This is a genomic window from Klebsiella sp. 141161 (genome assembly GCF_050600815.1).
Lineage (GTDB): Bacteria > Pseudomonadota > Gammaproteobacteria > Enterobacterales > Enterobacteriaceae > Klebsiella > Klebsiella aerogenes.
In genome coordinates this window covers 186,341-202,570 of the sequence record NZ_JAQIRN010000001.1, presented here as the reverse complement: position 1 = coordinate 202,570, position 16,230 = coordinate 186,341, and the positions used below count along the sequence as shown (strand labels likewise).

The window sequence follows — 16,230 nt, the reverse complement described above, 5'->3', positions numbered from 1 at the left end:
CTTAGCAACAATCGCCAAATCTGGCGTTTGTATCACACTGTATCAATCGGCAAACCTCATACATGGCGATGCAAAAACACGATAAATCCCACACATGCTGGATACACAGGCCTGATTAACTGTTCACGTACTTGCTTAACACTTCCAGATAAAAGGTGAAATGAGGATGAACAGATTATCCGCAATCCGTCATGTCAGCGCGGCGGCGCTGTGTCTCTCCACGCTGTGGTCTGCCAGCGTGTGTGCTGCTGAAGACGCAGGCGCTTTCGACAAGGTGCAACAAATCAACGCCGGCGATTTGAATATCGGTTATGTCGATATGGGGCCACGCGATGGCCAGGCGGTAATTTTGCTGCACGGCTGGCCGTATGATATTCAAAGCTACGCGCAGGTGGCCCCGGCGCTGGCGCAGAAGGGTTACCGGGTCATCGTGCCGTATCTGCGCGGCTACGGCTCCACCCGTTTCCTGTCGGCTAAAACGCCGCGTAACGGTCAGCCATCGGCGATGGCGGCGGATATTGTGCATCTAATGGATGCGCTAAATATTAAGCAAGCGGATTTCGCCGGCTTTGACTGGGGCGCGCGTACAGCGGATATCGTCGCGGCGCTCTGGCCGCAGCGGGTTAAGTCGCTGGTATCGGTGAGCGGATATCTGATTAGCAGCCAGCAAATTGGCGAGAAGCCGTTACCGCCGCAGGCGGAACTGTCGTGGTGGTATCAATTCTACTTTGCCACCCCGCGCGGCGAGGCGGGCTACCGGCAAAATACCCATGACTTTGCTAAATTTATCTGGCATCAGGCTTCGCCGCGGTGGACATTCACGGATGCCACGTTCGCCAATAGCGCGAAAGCGCTGGATAACCCGGATCACGTTGCCGTCACCATCAGCAACTACCGCTGGCGCCTGGGGTTGGAGCAGGGTGAAGCGAAATATGCGGCCTACGAACAGCGACTCGCGAAACTGCCGGCGATTATCGTACCCACGATTACCATCGAGGGGGAAAACAATGGCGCGCCGCATCCGGCGCCGGATAGCTATCGGGCGAAATTCACCGGTAAATATGAGCATCGGGATTTCAAAGGCGCAGTGGGACATAACCCGCCGCAGGAGGCGCCAGCGGAATTTGTTCAGGCGGTTATTGACGCCGATCGCTTATAAGCCTCACCGCGCCGCAAGCGCAGAGTTGCGCTTACGGAGAAGCCGCATATGCTTTTCATGAGCTTATTTTTCCGCAGGAGACGCCTTTGGAACGTATTGACCACATCCTGGTTGTCGATGACGATCGCGATATCCGCGAACTGATCGTGGGTTATCTGGAGAAATCGGGCTATCGCGCCAGCGGCGCAGCTAATGGCAAAGCGATGTGGTCTGTACTTAAAAACCATCAAATCGATCTGATTGTCCTCGATATCATGCTGCCCGGCGATGATGGTTTAACCCTTTGTCGCCAGTTGCGCAATGATGACCAACAGGATATCCCGGTGCTGATGTTGACCGCGCGTAGCGAAGATAGCGACCGTATACTTGGTCTCGAGATGGGGGCCGACGATTATCTGGTGAAACCCTTCGTGGCGCGGGAGCTACTGGCGCGGATCAAAGCCATCTTACGCCGCGCCCGCGCGCTTCCCCCCAATTTACAAATCAGCGAAGCCGGCAGGCTTATCGCTTTTGGCGACTGGCAGCTCGATACCTCGGCGCGGCATCTATTGGACGAGAGTGGCACAATTGTGGCGCTAAGCGGGGCGGAATATCGCCTGCTGCGGGTGTTTCTTGATCATCCTCAACGAGTGCTCAACCGCGATCAGTTGTTGAACCTTACCCAGGGGCGTGATGCCGAACTGTTTGAACGGTCTGTCGATCTGTTGGTGAGCCGTCTGCGTCAGCGCCTGCGGGAGGACGCGCGTGAGCCCGCCTATATCAAAACCGTGCGCAGCGAGGGTTACGTGCTGTCAGTGCCGGTGTCGATCCGCGAGGCGCGATAATGAAAGTGTGGCCGGCGTCACTGCAGTCGCGCTTAATGATAATGATTTTTCTCGCTCTGCTGCTCGCGAATGCCCTGACGCTATCGCTTCTGCTCTACGAGCGCATGAGCAGCGCCCGTAGCGTCATGCTGGGCAACCTTGAATACGATGTCGCCACCAGCGTGGCTATCCTTGATCGTCTTCCTGCGCAAGAACGGCCGCATTGGTTGGCGCGTCTGGCGCGCGGTAACTACCGCTATCAGCTTTCTGCCGGACAAACTGGCGATTATCCCACCAGCTGGCGTACCCGCGATGCGGTACGCTCGTTACAGGAAGCCCTGAGCGGTCGCTATCCTGTGAGTATTATCGCCGTCCCTGGACCGCGCGAACATATTCAGGCCCACGTCACCCTGCGCGACGGCGCGCCGCTAAGCATTGACCTGTGGCCAAAGCTGCCGGCCATCGCACGTTGGCTACCGCTGGTGCTGGTCGCGCAGTTTCTGTTACTGCTATTTTGCGCCTGGTACGCCGTCCGCCAGGTGGTCGCGCCGATGACCCGCTTTACCCGCGCCATTGATACGCTGCAACCGGCTACTCCGGCTGCAGGGCCGCTGGCCGAGAAGGGACCACAAGAGGTGCAGCGCGCGGCGCGCGCCTTCAACGCGATGCAAAAGCGAATACAGGACCATTTGCAGGAGCGCGCGCGGATCCTGGCGGCGATCTCCCACGATTTGCAGACGCCGATTACCCGTATGAAGCTAAGAGTCGAGATGGCCGACCAACCGGCACTCCGCGATAAGCTGTTACAGGATCTCGATAGCATGACCCGACTGGTTCGCGAAGGCATCGCGCTGGCACGATCGGCCGAACCGCTGGCAGAAGCGCCGCAGCGGATGAGTCTCAATGCATTACTGGATAGCATCGCCTGTGATTATGCCGACATCGGTAAATCGGTCAGTTTTCATGCCGCTAAAGGGGCGGACGTCATGGCGCTTCAGCCGCAGGCGCTGCGGCGAATCATGAGTAATTTAATCGATAATGGGCTGAAATACGCCGAAAAGGTGGAAATCAGCCTGAGTTATTCGCCGAATGGCGATGTTATCATTCACGTTGCTGATGATGGCCCCGGCATCCCGGAAGAAGAGCTCACCGCCGTACTGCAGCCGTTTTATCGGCTCGAGCAGTCACGTAATCGCGATACCGGCGGTACCGGTTTGGGGCTGGCAATCGCCGCCCAGCTCGCCGGGCAGATGCAGGGAAGTTTGACCCTGCACAATCTGCAACAGGGCGGTCTTGAGGCGCGGGTACGTCTCAATGCCGCCGTTTTGTATCCTTCTGTATCCATTCCAACTGCAGATAAATCCATATACTAAACCGCCGTTTCACGGACATATCCGCCATACAATCTCCTGTTGTAATGCTGACGTTGCCATTTCGGCAACGTTGCGAAGGAGAATGATCATGGCTGTTGTGATTGCATTTTTGGCCGGTATGTTGACGCTGCTTAGCCCCTGTACCTTACCGGTGATCCCGCTGGTGTTTGCCAGCGTAAGCGGGCGTAAGGGACAACTCATCCTGTTGTTGTTCGGTATGGGGTTGATGTATACCGCTGTATCGCTGCTGGCCACGACGGCAGCAGGGTGGTTAGTCAATCTGACTATCGTCGGGCGTTGGCTGGCGCTGGGCTTTTTGGTCGTTGTGGCCATCAGTTTGCTGTCATCACGCGTTGCAGGCTGGCTCGGATCGCCAGCGGTGGCGCTGGGTAATCAACTTAACCAACAGAGCTATCGTTATGGCAGTGGGCTCGCTTCAGTATTCGCCGGACTGGCGATTGGACTACTTTGGGCGCCGTGCGCGGGACCGGTGCTGGGGGCGATATTTAGCCTGGCGTTGTTGCAAGGAAATTCAGTGACTACCGGCATCTTGCTGCTTTCCTATGCCAGCGGATGCGCGCTGATGTTGCTGCTATTGGGGTGGTTCGGCGCGCGGCTGATTTCCCGTTTGCGCGGTGGTCAGGTGATAAGTGGGCGGTTACGCCAACTGGCTGGCGTGGCAATGTTGGCCGCAGTGGCATTAATCGCCAGCGGTAGCGATCGTTATCTGCAGGGCGCCAGCGGTTTAACCCATCGTCTGGAGCAGCGGCTCAGCGCGTTTATGCCCCAGGATCAACAACGAGTTCGGCTGGAGCCTATCGTTTCGCCGCGGCCAACCAGCGCTATGCCGGAATTGCAAGGCGGCACCGCATGGATTAATAGCCCGCCGCTTACCAATGCGGCGTTAAAGGGCAAGGTGATGCTGATTGATTTTTGGACCCGCGATTGCATCAACTGTCAGCATACGCTGCCTTATGTACGGGCGTGGGCCAATAAGTATCGCGATGCGGGGCTGGTGGTGATTGGCGTACATACGCCGGAATATCCGTGGGAACGGTCGTTGCCGCAGCTTCGTGAAGCGGTCAGCCAGCGGCAGCTAAACTATCCGGTTGTCGCAGATAACAACTACGCCATCTGGAATGCGTTTGGTAATCAGTACTGGCCGGCGCATTATTTCTTCGACGCGCGGGGGCAACTGCGTTATACCGCCTTTGGCGAAGGTGATTATGCCCGTCAGGAGCAGGTAATCCAAAAACTGCTGCGCGAAGCGCGGACGTGAGAGGGAAATAAAAAAGCCGATAACGACAGTTATCGGCTTTGGAGGACACTCGCTAATCGGCAGCGTCTTATTTCGCCAGCAGTTCCTGGGCGGTGCGTTCAACGAGGCTCAGCAAGACCTTCACATCGTCCAGCGTCACCACCGGGTTGAGCAGCGTCAGCTTCAGGCAGGTTACGCCGTTATGCTCGGTCACGCCGACGTTGGCGCGGCCGGATTCCAGCAGGGCGTCGCCCACGCGCTGGTTGAGCAGGGCGATCGCGGCGGTATCACTACCAGCCATTTGCGCCGGACGTGAGCGGAACAGCACGCTTGCCAGCTGCGGCTGCATGACCAGCTCCAGCGTTGGCTGAGACTTCACGAATTCCGCGACGTTTTTCGCCATCGTCACGCCATGATCGATGATTGAAGCGTACTGTTTCTTGCCCAGTGCCTCAAGCCCCATCCACAGCTTCAGCGCGTCGAAGCGGCGGGTGGTCTGCAGCGATTTGGAGACCAGGTTCGGAACGCCGTGTTCTTCATCAAACTCGGAATTCAGATAGGCCGCCTGATAGCGCATCAGCTCGTAGTGGCGAGCCTCTTTCAGCAGGAAGGCGCCGCAGCTAATGGTCTGGAAGAACTGCTTATGGAAGTCCAGGGTAACGGAATCCACTAACTCCAGGCCGTCGAGGTAATCGCGATACTGCTCGGACAGCAGCAGCGCGCCGCCCCATGCGGCATCAACGTGCAGCCAGATCTGGTGCTCCGCCGCGATACCGGCAATATCACGCAGCGGGTCAATCGCGCCCGCGTCGGTGGTACCGGCGGTGGCGACGATGGCCATGATCTGCTCGCCGTTGGCCTGCGCTTGCGCAATCTTCGCCTTCAGGTCGGTGACGTCCATACGGGCGAATTCATCGGTTTTCACCAACGTGACCGAGCGATAGCCAAGCCCCATCAGCGCCATGTTCTTCTGCACCGAGAAGTGGGCGTTTTCCGAGCACAGTACTTTGTACTGACGAATGTCGCCCGGAATACCATCCTGCTGGATGGAATGCCCCTGACGGGCAAAGAAGGCGTCGCGCGCCAGCATCAGGCCCATCAGGTTACTCTGGGTACCGCCGCTGGTGAAGACGCCGGCATCGCCAGCCGGATAACCAACCTGGGCGCGCAGCCACTCGATCAGCTTCATCTCAATGATGGTGGCTGAAGGGCTCTGATCCCAGGAGTCCATGCTCTGGTTGGTGGCGTTGATCAGCACTTCCGCCGCCTGGCTGATAACCAGGCTTGGGCAGTGCAGGTGCGCCACGCACTGCGGATGGTGCACCGACAGGCTGTCTTTCAGGAAGTACTCGATCGCACGTTCAATCGCCGCCTGGTTGCCCAGACCCTGTTCGTTAAAATCAAGGGTGATGCGCTCACGGAGTTCATCAACGCTTTTCCCCTGATACATTTCAGGTTGTTGCAGCCACTGCGCAACCGCCTGGCTGGTCTGGGAAATGACCTGCTGGTAAGCGTCAATGCTTGCCGCGGACCCAGCCAGAATCGGATTCAATTTGGACATTGCGGTCACTTACTCCACTCAGACCGGTTTTACGCCGGCGGCCAGCAGGGCCTGTTCAAACTTATCGAGGAACACTTCCAGCTCCGCGTCGCTAATCAGCAGGGACGGCAGCAGACGCAGTACACAACCGTGACGGCCGCCGCGTTCCAGGATCAGGCCCGCTTCGAAGCATTTCTTCTGCAGCAGCGCGGAGAGTTCGCCGTCAGCCGGGTAGCAGCCCATATGATCCTGCGCCTCGTTCGGCTTCACGATTTCGATACCGATCATCAGACCGAGACCGCGCACGTGACCGATAACCGGATAGCGTTTTTGCATTTCCGCCAGTTTGCCTTTCAGCCATTCGCCCTGGGCGGCGACTTTGTCGGCAATCTTGTTATCACGCAGGTGGCGCAGGGTGGTCAGACCGGTGGCCATCGCCAGCTGGTTGCCGCGGAAGGTACCGGTATGATGGCCAGGTTCCCAGGCATCGAACTCTTTCTTAATGCCCAGAACCGCCATTGGCAGACCGCCGCCGACGGCTTTCGACATCACGATGATGTCCGGCTCGATGCCGGCGTGTTCGAAGGCGAAGAATTTACCGGTACGGGCAAAGCCTGCCTGAACTTCATCGATGATCAGCAGAATGCCGTGCTCTTTGGTGACTTTGCGGATGCGTTGCAGCCACTCAACCGGAGCCGGGTTCACGCCGCCTTCGCCCTGTACGGCTTCAAGGATGACCGCAGCAGGTTTACGAACGCCGCTTTCCACGTCGTTGATCAGGTTTTCGAAGTAATAGGTCAATGCCTTCACGCCCGCTTCGCCGCCGATACCCAGCGGGCAACGATACTGGTGCGGATAAGGCATAAACTGGACTTCCGGCATCATGCCGTTGACCGCGGCTTTTGGCGACAGATTACCGGTCACAGACAGCGCGCCGTGGGTCATCCCGTGATAACCGCCGGAGAAGCTGATCACCGCCGTACGGCCGGTGTATTTTTTCGCCAGCTTCAGCGCGGCTTCAACGGCGTCAGCGCCGGAAGGTCCGGTGAACTGCAGGCAATACTCTTTCCCTTCGCCTGGCAGGCAGGAGAGCAGGTATTCAGAGAAGCGATCTTTTAACGGTGTTGTCAGATCGAGGGTATGTAACGGCAAGCCGCTGGTAATGACACTTTGGATGCTCTGCAGTACTTCAGGATGGTTGTGGCCCAGAGCGAGGGTCCCGGCGCCGGCGAGGCAGTCCAGGTACTGTTTGTTATCCGCATCGGTCAGCCAAACGCCTTCGGCTTTGGTGATGGCGAGCGGCAACTTGCGAGGGTAACTCCTGACATTCGATTCGAATTCAGCCTGACGGGCCAAAAAGGTTTCGTTGTTCGCGTCCAATAAATCTGCACTTAAAGTATCAATACGGACTTTATCCGTCATCATATCACTCCCACAACCAGCGTTACGTTTGAACTCTGGTTGAATAAAAAGGTTTAGAAAATTGAATCGGCATTCATAAAGCGCGCACAATATATGGCTTTTTAAATCCGCATTCAATCTTTAATTTAAGGCGCTATTTTGACGCGATTATTACATACAGGAATGTCAATATAATTAGCTGATTTAAAAGCTAAATTTCGATTTTTTTTAAAACCATGGAAAGTGTAATTATTAGTGAGAAAGTCTATATATTTTTATTACCGCTTCGCTGAATGACTGACGGAAATACTTCCGTCAGTTTTATGGTTACTTAACGCAGTTCGATCGCATAATTTGCTAAAGGTGTTACTTTTTTCACCAACTTATTGTTATATAAAAATTGTTCATACGCGTCGTAGCGGGGCTTATCTAACGCTGCCGGATCGGTGGCGAACAGCGGCACGCTCTGCAACCACGCCTGCTGGTTCAGTTCGGTATTGAGTTCCGGATGCGCTTTGGCAAACCGCTGCCAGGTTTGTTGCGGATGCGCGCGCAAATAGCTCACTCCCTGCTGTAATGCGTCGAGGAATTTTTTGATTTTAGGGGCGTTGACCTCGGCTTTGTTTGCCACGATCACCAGTTCGTCGTAAGCGGGCACGCCATAGTCTTCCACATTCATGACCACCGGTCTTTTGCCCTGCAGTTTGAGTTCCAGCGCTTCGATATTGCGATAACCGCCGATAACAGCATCGACCTGGCCGGCCAGCAGAGCGCTGGTGAGCTGGAAATTAACGTTGATCAGTTTAATGCTGTTAGGGTCGATGTTGGCGTGCTGCGCCATGGTGGCCAGTGTCGCCTGTTCAATACCGCTCACCGAGTATCCCACTTTTTTCCCTTGTAGATCGGCCGGAGATTTGATGCGCGGATCCAGCGCAATCACGGTATTCAGCGGCGAGTGGATCAGCGTCCCGACGCGAACCAGCGGCAGTCCTTCATCGGCGAAGAAGTGAACCTGCGGTTGATAGGTTATCGCTAAATCCGCCTGGCGAGCGGCAACCAGGCGCGGAGGGAGCGCCGGGTCGGAAGGGGGGATGATGTTGACATCCAGCCCGGCATCCCGAAAGGCGCCAATCTGTTCCGCCACCATAATGGGCGCATGATCCGGGTTGATGTACCAGTCCAGTACCAGGGTCAGCTTTTCATTTGCCGATGCCTGGCCGCAAACCAGCAGAGTGAGGCCGGCCAACAGAGGTTTACGCATATCTCTTCCTTATTATCTGTTGATAAGTTATTCCGGCGACCAATTGATCAGCCGGTGCAAAAAGGCGTCGACCGCCAACCACAGCGCGATGGTCAGCAGCACTAAAATGAACAGGGCGGCGAAGCAGATATCGGTTTGCAGGCGGGCATTGGCATTCAGCATTACGTAGCCGAGCCCCTCGGCGGAGCCGACCCATTCACCGATGATGGCGCCAATGGGGGCGACGGCGGCGGCCATCCGCAGTCCGGAACCTAGCGCGGGTAGCGCCGCCATGAGCCGGACATGACGCAACTGAGCGCTAAAGGAGGCGCCCATGGTGCGGGCCAGATCGAGATAGTCGCGATTGACCCGTTGCAGACCGTCAAAGAACGCCGAGCTAACGGGGAAGAAGATAACCAGCACCGCCATCATGACCTTGGCGCTCATACCAAAACCAAACCACAGTACCAATAGCGGGGCGAGGGCGAATACCGGAATGGCCTGGCTGGTCAGTACCAGCGGCATCAACCAGCGTTGTAATCGCGGCGACATGGTCATACAGAGCGCCAGCACCATACCGAGCGCGACGCCGAGCGCCATTCCGCTGAGAATTTCGCTTAGGGTGACCAGAGTGTGGCTGGCCAGATAGCTGCGGTTATTCCACAGCGCTTCAGCGACCGCCGCCGGAGAAGGCAACAAAAAAGTGGGAATGCCGCTGTAGCACGCCAGCTGCCAGAGCAACAGTAGGCCACAAAATACGCTGCACCCGCGCAGTAACTTGCCCCTCATCCGTTCGCCCTCATCAATTGCTGCAGCAGCTGCGCCTGGCTTGCCAACAGCGCGCCATCATCCGGAACGCGAGGCGGGACGCCACTTAAATGATGGCTATCATCAATTTCACCATCAGGCGAGAGTACCAGCAGACGATGGCTGAGGCGGCAGGCTTCCATCGGGTCATGAGTGATGAGCACCACGGTACGTCCGGTCAGTAAGCGCGCGGCCAGGGTCTGAATGCGTGTGCGGGTGAGGGTATCGAGAGCGGAAAACGGTTCATCCATCAGCACAATGGGGCGATCTTCATAAAGGGTGCGCGCCAACGCCGCGCGCTGGCGCATCCCGCCAGACAGCGCGGCCGGGCGTTCATCAGCGCAGGAGGCGAGCCCGACCAGCTCAAGAAGCTCGTTTACCCGCGCGTTATCGGCCTTTTCACCGCGCAGCCTGGCGCCGAGGGCGACATTTTCCCGCACGTTAAGCCACGGATAGAGCAGATCTTTTTGCCCCATCCACGCCAGTCGTGTAGTGACGGGAAGGCCATCGCTGGCGATTACGGTTCCGCGGGTTGGCGCCGCCAGCCCGGCGATAATACGCAACAGGCTGGTTTTGCCCGCGCCGCTGGCGCCAAGGAGCGACACCCATTGCCCGGCGGCAATATCGAAAGAGAGATCGCGAAAGATCTCCCGCGAGCCAAAGCGCAGACATAAATCGCGAACGTGAATACCTGGCGCCATCACGCCTTGTCCTGCCCGGCGGCATTCAGTCCCATTTGCCAGAAATTGCCCTCCAGCCGGGTAGCGGTAGTAAATATGTCGCTCAGCCCGGCGAACCGTGATTCCGCGCCGCGCTGTTGCCAGAGCGTTTCCAGCAGGCCGATCGCTGCATTGACGCCCTGTAGATAGCTCTCGTCGCCGTAGTTGCGGATCCACGGCGCGTAGGGGTTATCGTGCAAGTTGGTTTGTGGGTTGTGCAGCAGACCGAGCCCGATCTCCGCATAGCCCGCGACGCAGGGAAGCAGCGCCGCCAGTAGATCCAACGCGTCGCCGGAGTGGCCGATATCCAGTACGTAGCGGGTGTAGTTGATGGTTTCCATCGCTTCGCTTTGCAGGGCCATAGCGTCTTCGCTCAACCCCCATTGCTCGCAATAGCCTACATGTAGCGGTAGCTCAGCAAGGATGGCATTCATCGAGGCGGCGGCGGCGCGCATCTCCGGCAACGTGCGAAGTTTGCTGACCAGCAGGGCATAGCTGCGGGCGAAATGGATTAAGAAAAGATAATCCTGGGTCAGATAGCGCCGAAAGGCTGCCTGCGGCAGCGTACCCGCGGCTAATTGCTGGAGGAAAGGGTGCGACACGTAGCGTTGCCATTCGCCACCGGCCTGCTCGCGCAGTCGACCGTAAAGACCTTGGGTAAAAGCGGGAATCATCATGGGACCTCCTGAAAATAGGGGGAGATCCGGGCGTGCAGAAGTGTGAACAGGCAAAACTGAAAACTGGCGAACATGCCGACCCGTCCCTTCGCTGGCATGACCCAGATCAGGTTCAAAGGGTTCGGCTTTTACGCCATCTCAGCCCTCACGGGACACCCCTCGGTTGCGACATGTTATACGTCATTCACTTTTTGATTACAACGGCGGCGAACTAAAAACCATCGCACATGGTGACACTGTCACTTATTAATGGTCATGAACCAGAACGATAAATAACATTTATCAATTTGTGTTATTAACCACGCTTTTTTATCCAAAAATAAGCAAAGTAAGGAGAGGGTAAGTTGGCGTAGAACAAGGGCTTACGATATATTTTTAGCACATTACATTAATATCCTCTTATGAATGCGTCAGTGCTGGAGACCGCATGAAGCTGGCAGGCCTTACTCTTTTACTGATGCTTGCCCTCGCGCCTGGCGCGTCTATCGCAGCGCAATTATTCGACCCTGAAGACGGCATGCTCGATATGAGCCAGTATCTGCAGGATAACCCGTACGGTTTTCTGCCGGTACCTGTGATGATTACCGAGCCGGCTATCGGCTACGGCGGCGGTCTGTTTGGTTTATTTCTGCACGGTAAAGGCTCCCGCGAGGGCGATCGTTTTATTCCACCGGCGCTGACCGGGTTCGGCGGTGGTGGGACGCAAAATGGTACCTGGTTCATCGGCGCCGCGCATCGTCATACCTGGAATCATGACAGTATTCGTTATCTGGTTGGCGCGGGCTACGCCAATGTCAATCTCGATATCTATTCGGGTGACATTGCCGGGTTTAACAAAAATGTGGCGGTGCAAACCCATACCAAAGGCTTTGGCGGTTTACAAAAACTGTTATTCCGCGTGGGGGACTCTCCGGTTTTTCTTGGCGCCTCGCAATTCTATGCGCACACCGATGTGACCGCGGATAATCCGCTGATTAACAAGGTGTGGCAGCGGGTGCTCGGGGAAAACAGCACCTCTTCGGCGGTGGGCGTGGTGGCGGAATATGACACTACCGATAATTTTTTCTACCCTAAGAAAGGGTTATCGCTGCAGGGCGAGTACCGTTTTTACCGCGCTCTTCTCGGCGGCGACTATCATTACAATCAGTTGTCGCTGGATGGTAAATACTTTATCCCGCTGGCGCCGACCTTAACCCTGGCGCTGGCGGCAAATTATCAGTCGCTGACTCATCATGACAAGCATCTAACGCCTATGGCCCGGCCTTACATCGAACTGCGCGGCATCTCGCGTTTTCGCTATCAGGGCGATTATGTCGCTGTCGCCCAGACGCAACTGGCCTGGCAATTTGCGCCGCGCTGGATCCTGCAAGGTTTTGTCGGTATCGGCAGCGCGAGCGATGAGGCGGGGTCGCTGTGGCAGCAAACCGAAGTGGCGTGGGGCTCCGGGTTTCGTTATCTGGTCGCCCGTCAGTATGGTTTATTTACCGGCGTCGATGTCGCATTTAGCGAACACGAACAGGCGGTCTATTTTAACGTGGGTTCCGGACTGTAAAGGTACGAATAAAAATGAGATGGAAAACAACCGTCATCACGCTGCTGTTGACCTCTGGCGCCGTGTGGAATGCCTGTGCGGCGGAAAGTGACGACAGCGATAGCTACTTTCCCATCTGGGGCGACGAAGCGCGCGCTCGCGGTTATTCCATCCCGCTGCCGTTTGGCGTCAATCTCAGCTATATGAATATGCGCCAGGATATTATGGTCGACAGCATCACCTTTTCCGGACTGAAGCTGGGTAACCATCCGATCCCCAGCGACATGTTCGCCATCGATGCCGGACACACGCGAGAGAAGAGCAAAACTGAGAACCTGCGGCTCGATATGTGGGTGTTTCCCTTCCTTAATGTCTACGGGATTCTAGGCCACACCCGCGGTTCGTCGGTGTCGAATGTGTCGGTCGATGCCGACCCAACGCAATACCGCGGTCTGGATCGCATCATCGCCGGCGCAGTGCATAACCTCAACCAAAGCGGCGAGTTGCAAAATATCGATTTTGTTCTCGATTTCAAAGGTACCACCTGGGGAGGCGGGTTCACGCTGGCTGGCGGCTATGAGAACTGGTTTGCCCTCGTCGATACAAACTATACCCGCACCGATTTTGATATTCTCGACGGCAGCATCTCTGCCGTGACAGTGTCACCCAGGGTTGGTTATCGCTTCAACCTTCAGGGGATTTCTGGCCCTTCGCATCTCAGCGTGTGGGTCGGCAGTATGTATCAGGATGTGCAGCAGGAATTTAAAGGCAACCTGGCCGATTTGCATATGCCGCCACAGCTGCAGCCATTGATTGCCGCGGTCAATAAAGACGGCGACGGCAAGTTTGATGTCAAACAGAAACTCACTTCACCATGGAATATGCTGATCGGCGCCCAGTACGAAATCACGCGTAACTTCAACGTTCTGACCGAATTTGGCTTTAACGATCGCAATAGTTTCTTTGTCGCCGGTGAATACCGTTTTTGACTTAACGGCGTGTAGCCATCGGCGAGTATGATGCGCGCTGTTTTTGTGTCATGGAGAACGCTTTTGATGCGTAAGAGTTTGTGGTGGTTATTGGCGGCTGCTTTTTCGGTATTTGCCCAGGACCCGGTATTACCGACGATTCCCGTTAACCATGTCAGCCCGGTAGTGGGTGAATTATCGCCGCCGGAATCGCTGCGCCCATGCTGCGCCTTCGGTTTCGATCTGCGGGTGCGCGCCATTGGCGTGCCAATCCCGGTTTATCAGATTGGTAATGTGCTGACGCTCGATACCTTAGGTGAGCATCATTACAACGATAGCGCACTCGGCGCGGTCAAAAATCTGGTTGGCTTAAGCGATGAGCACAATGGCCTTATTTATACCCGCCGCGGCGGTTTTATTGATATTGCCCATGTGCGTGATACCGCTGATTACACCTTTTATTTATTCAGCCGAATTTACCCGACGCTCGGGCAGTCAGGACGCATCTTTTATAGCGAGGAACTGGGCGTACGCCGCGTCCAGTTAAATGCCTTTACGCCGCCGGCTTCAATGCCGCAGCGATATACCATTGCCGCCTGGCTTGCAGGCCATCTGGCCTTCGAAATTGCGCAGTGGCATGAGATCGCCCAATGGTATGGTTTCCAGTCGGTTCCGGGTTTTTCAGAAGAAATTTCCGCCTTTTCGCCGGAGGATCTCTATTCCAATCTGCTAGGCGCACGTCTGGCGATCAACGTCATATTGCAAGGGCAAGCCGGTTCAGTCGATGCCTACAACCGGGCGATGGAAGCGGCGTTAAAACAGGCGTTGGTCAAACTGCTGGTCGCGCCGCAAAGTGAGACGGAACGGATGTTTCGCGAGATTGACGGCGACTGGTGGAACAGTAAGCGCAGGGTACCGGACAAATTTTTGGTGCTGAAGCGGAATTACGATCTCAGCGAAAATCGCCTACCAACGCCGGTTCCTTTTGAACGCACGCCGCCGTATCGCCTGACGATGCCAAAGGAAGTTGCCGGATTTACGCTCGCTGAACTGGGTCAACTGCAAATCCATCCGGGGCAGGATATGCAGTCGCTGCCAGCGCCGCATAATTTTTATTCTCCGCAACAGTTCCAGCAGCTTGCTGATAAAGCGCAGCAGGCGGATGCCATTCAGCTGCAGCGTATTGAAAAATAACTAACGTTTGGACGCTGCTGGCTATACTCAATCAAACGAATTCCCCCGTTATTGATGAGGTAGCATCAGGCTATGGTATTTGGTGTTCCGCGTGCGTGCTGGCTGCTACTGACGGTGCTTTTAGTTAGTCAGGAATGCTATGCCCTTGACGGCAGTCGGCTAAAGCAGCGCGCGGATGCGGTGCTCACCTTAATGAGTTACACCGTGGTACCTGACGTTACCGCCAGCGATCTGAATATTGGCTCCGGCGCGAATGAGAAAAACGAACTAACCCTCACGCAATTTGGCGGCGGCGCCACCTTGAGTGAGGTTTTTCCGCTCTATCTGGAAGGCACCCTCGGTTACAGTCGCTACGATCCGCAATTTGTGGTCAGCGATGGTGCCCAGAGCCGTACCATTCCCACCAAATGGAACAGTCTGACCGCTACTGGCGGCGTCGGCTGGGACTTTCCATTGTATCAGGACCGATGGGGTGGAAAACTGGTGCTACGGCCTATCTTCAATATGATGCTGGGCACCATGGCCAGCGATGCGCGCCTCGGTCGCTGGGCGCTCGAACGTAAAACGGATGCCGATATTCGCTTCCTCGATGGTGGGCGACTGAACGCTTATGGGTTGGGCGGATCGTTAATGCTTGATTATGAACTGTTTTCCAAAACGCAGGATATTGACATAGAAGCGCGCTATTCCGCGATGAATTTGCAAACCTTCGGTAGCACATCAGAAGCGGTACAGGGGCAGGCCAGTGCCGAAAATCTGGGTATCTACCTTCGTCGACGCGCGCCGATAGCTGACTGGATGTTGCTGAAAAGCCCGGTACGCTATGTGCTGGAAGGGGCTCATACTATCTATCTTGGCGACCAGCGCGGTGAACTCGGTTTTGATAGCCTGAGTTCGCTCGGCATTGGTCTGGAGCTCGACAGCAGCCAGTATCCGGTATTTATCACCCGTACCCGACTGGTGGCCCGCTATATGTTCGGTAATAACACCGAAGGGTATGGCCTCGGTTTAGCGATGAGTTTTTGAGTGATACTACCCGTTTTCATGATTGCGCTATTTTTTTCATTTTTATTGGCAATATTTTCTTCGCTGATTCGTCTACCTCGATACATACATTATTATGAGGTAATTGACGATGAGAGATTTTGAACGACACGGGCATCATCACCAGGGTTTTGGACGTCACAGAATGGCGCGGCCGCTGATTATCGGCGCGCTGATTGTTGTGGTACTGAGTCTGGTCGTGATGTCACTATGGAACGCATTGCTGCCGGCTATCTTCGGGGTGAAAAGCATCGGTTTCTGGCAGGCTTTGGGGTTGCTGGCGCTGTGCCGTATCTTGTTTGGCGGTTTAGGTTTTCATCGCGGTATGTTTGGTATGGCTCAGGCGCGTCGACGCATGCATGAACGCTGGATGACCATGACCCCGGAGCAGCGAGAGGAGTTTGCCCAACGTTTCGGCCGCCACGGACATCGCGGACGTTGCGGCTGGCATGAACGTCGCGGTGGGCAACCGACTGACGATAACCCATCGGCGAAAGCGCCGGATGCCGAGTGAAC

General features: G+C 55.9%; 15 protein-coding genes and 1 riboswitch. Of the genes, 9 read left to right on the top strand and 6 right to left on the bottom strand.

Annotated elements, in window-relative coordinates; all coding sequences use genetic code 11:
* Positions 1-166: 166 nt before the first annotated feature.
* The 4 genes from PGR79_RS01040 to PGR79_RS01025 all read left to right on the top strand — a co-directional run bounded on the left by PGR79_RS01040 (position 167) and on the right by PGR79_RS01025 (position 4,614).
* Complete coding sequence (locus tag PGR79_RS01040; protein ID WP_337071900.1) at positions 167-1,159, top strand: alpha/beta fold hydrolase; 993 nt, start codon at positions 167-169, stop codon at positions 1,157-1,159.
* 86 nt (positions 1,160-1,245) lie between these two features.
* A complete protein-coding gene (locus PGR79_RS01035; RefSeq protein ID WP_430920853.1) occupies positions 1,246-1,983 on the top strand; it encodes a response regulator in 738 nt (245 codons plus the stop codon).
* A complete protein-coding gene (locus tag PGR79_RS01030) occupies positions 1,983-3,335 on the top strand; it encodes an ATP-binding protein (RefSeq protein ID WP_271032556.1) in 1,353 nt (450 codons plus the stop codon). The genes PGR79_RS01035 and PGR79_RS01030 overlap by 1 nt, the downstream gene beginning before the upstream one ends.
* Positions 3,336-3,423: 88 nt before the next feature.
* Entirely contained in the window at positions 3,424-4,614 is a 1,191-nt protein-coding gene (locus tag PGR79_RS01025; RefSeq protein WP_271032555.1) for a cytochrome c biogenesis protein/redoxin, read from the top strand.
* A 67-nt stretch (positions 4,615-4,681) separates the two neighbouring features.
* Here the strand turns inward: PGR79_RS01025 and PGR79_RS01020 are convergent, their stop codons facing one another.
* From PGR79_RS01020 to PGR79_RS00995, 6 genes are all read right to left on the bottom strand, one after another.
* Positions 4,682-6,163 (bottom strand): pyridoxal phosphate-dependent decarboxylase family protein, encoded by a 1,482-nt coding sequence (locus PGR79_RS01020; protein WP_271032554.1) that lies wholly within the window; start codon positions 6,161-6,163, stop codon positions 4,682-4,684.
* A gap of 9 nt (positions 6,164-6,172) precedes the next feature.
* The gene (locus tag PGR79_RS01015; protein ID WP_047048511.1) at positions 6,173-7,558 is read right to left on the bottom strand and encodes a diaminobutyrate--2-oxoglutarate transaminase; all 1,386 of its coding nucleotides are present in this window, start codon (positions 7,556-7,558) and stop codon (positions 6,173-6,175) included.
* 307 nt (positions 7,559-7,865) lie between these two features.
* The gene (locus tag PGR79_RS01010; RefSeq protein ID WP_063410364.1) at positions 7,866-8,795 is read right to left on the bottom strand and encodes an ABC transporter substrate-binding protein; all 930 of its coding nucleotides are present in this window, start codon (positions 8,793-8,795) and stop codon (positions 7,866-7,868) included.
* Between the two features lie 27 nt (positions 8,796-8,822).
* A complete protein-coding gene (locus PGR79_RS01005) occupies positions 8,823-9,563 on the bottom strand; it encodes an ABC transporter permease (RefSeq protein ID WP_430920849.1) in 741 nt (246 codons plus the stop codon).
* Positions 9,560-10,285 carry an ABC transporter ATP-binding protein gene (locus PGR79_RS01000; protein ID WP_430920847.1) on the bottom strand — a complete coding sequence of 242 codons (726 nt, stop codon included), beginning with the start codon at positions 10,283-10,285 and terminating at the stop codon, positions 9,560-9,562. Before PGR79_RS01000 ends, PGR79_RS01005 begins: the two co-directional genes overlap by 4 nt.
* Positions 10,282-10,977, bottom strand: a complete 696-nt coding sequence (locus PGR79_RS00995) for a TenA family protein (RefSeq protein WP_271032550.1) — start codon at positions 10,975-10,977, stop codon at positions 10,282-10,284. The genes PGR79_RS01000 and PGR79_RS00995 overlap by 4 nt, the downstream gene beginning before the upstream one ends.
* Before the next feature lie 66 nt (positions 10,978-11,043).
* Positions 11,044-11,147, bottom strand: a riboswitch (TPP riboswitch).
* Positions 11,148-11,404: 257 nt separating this feature from the next.
* Between PGR79_RS00995 and PGR79_RS00990 the strand changes: the two genes are divergently transcribed.
* The 5 genes from PGR79_RS00990 to PGR79_RS00970 all read left to right on the top strand — a co-directional run bounded on the left by PGR79_RS00990 (position 11,405) and on the right by PGR79_RS00970 (position 16,228).
* The gene (locus PGR79_RS00990) at positions 11,405-12,529 is read left to right on the top strand and encodes a BamA/TamA family outer membrane protein (RefSeq protein WP_271032549.1); all 1,125 of its coding nucleotides are present in this window, start codon (positions 11,405-11,407) and stop codon (positions 12,527-12,529) included.
* A 14-nt stretch (positions 12,530-12,543) separates the two neighbouring features.
* Complete coding sequence (locus PGR79_RS00985; protein WP_045382251.1) at positions 12,544-13,497, top strand: hypothetical protein; 954 nt, start codon at positions 12,544-12,546, stop codon at positions 13,495-13,497.
* A gap of 66 nt (positions 13,498-13,563) precedes the next feature.
* Positions 13,564-14,670 carry a DUF4056 domain-containing protein gene (locus PGR79_RS00980; protein ID WP_213316102.1) on the top strand — a complete coding sequence of 369 codons (1,107 nt, stop codon included), beginning with the start codon at positions 13,564-13,566 and terminating at the stop codon, positions 14,668-14,670.
* Between the two features lie 72 nt (positions 14,671-14,742).
* Complete coding sequence (locus PGR79_RS00975; RefSeq protein ID WP_271032548.1) at positions 14,743-15,696, top strand: hypothetical protein; 954 nt, start codon at positions 14,743-14,745, stop codon at positions 15,694-15,696.
* A gap of 109 nt (positions 15,697-15,805) precedes the next feature.
* Complete coding sequence (locus PGR79_RS00970; RefSeq protein ID WP_271032547.1) at positions 15,806-16,228, top strand: hypothetical protein; 423 nt, start codon at positions 15,806-15,808, stop codon at positions 16,226-16,228.
* Positions 16,229-16,230: the final 2 nt, after the last annotated feature.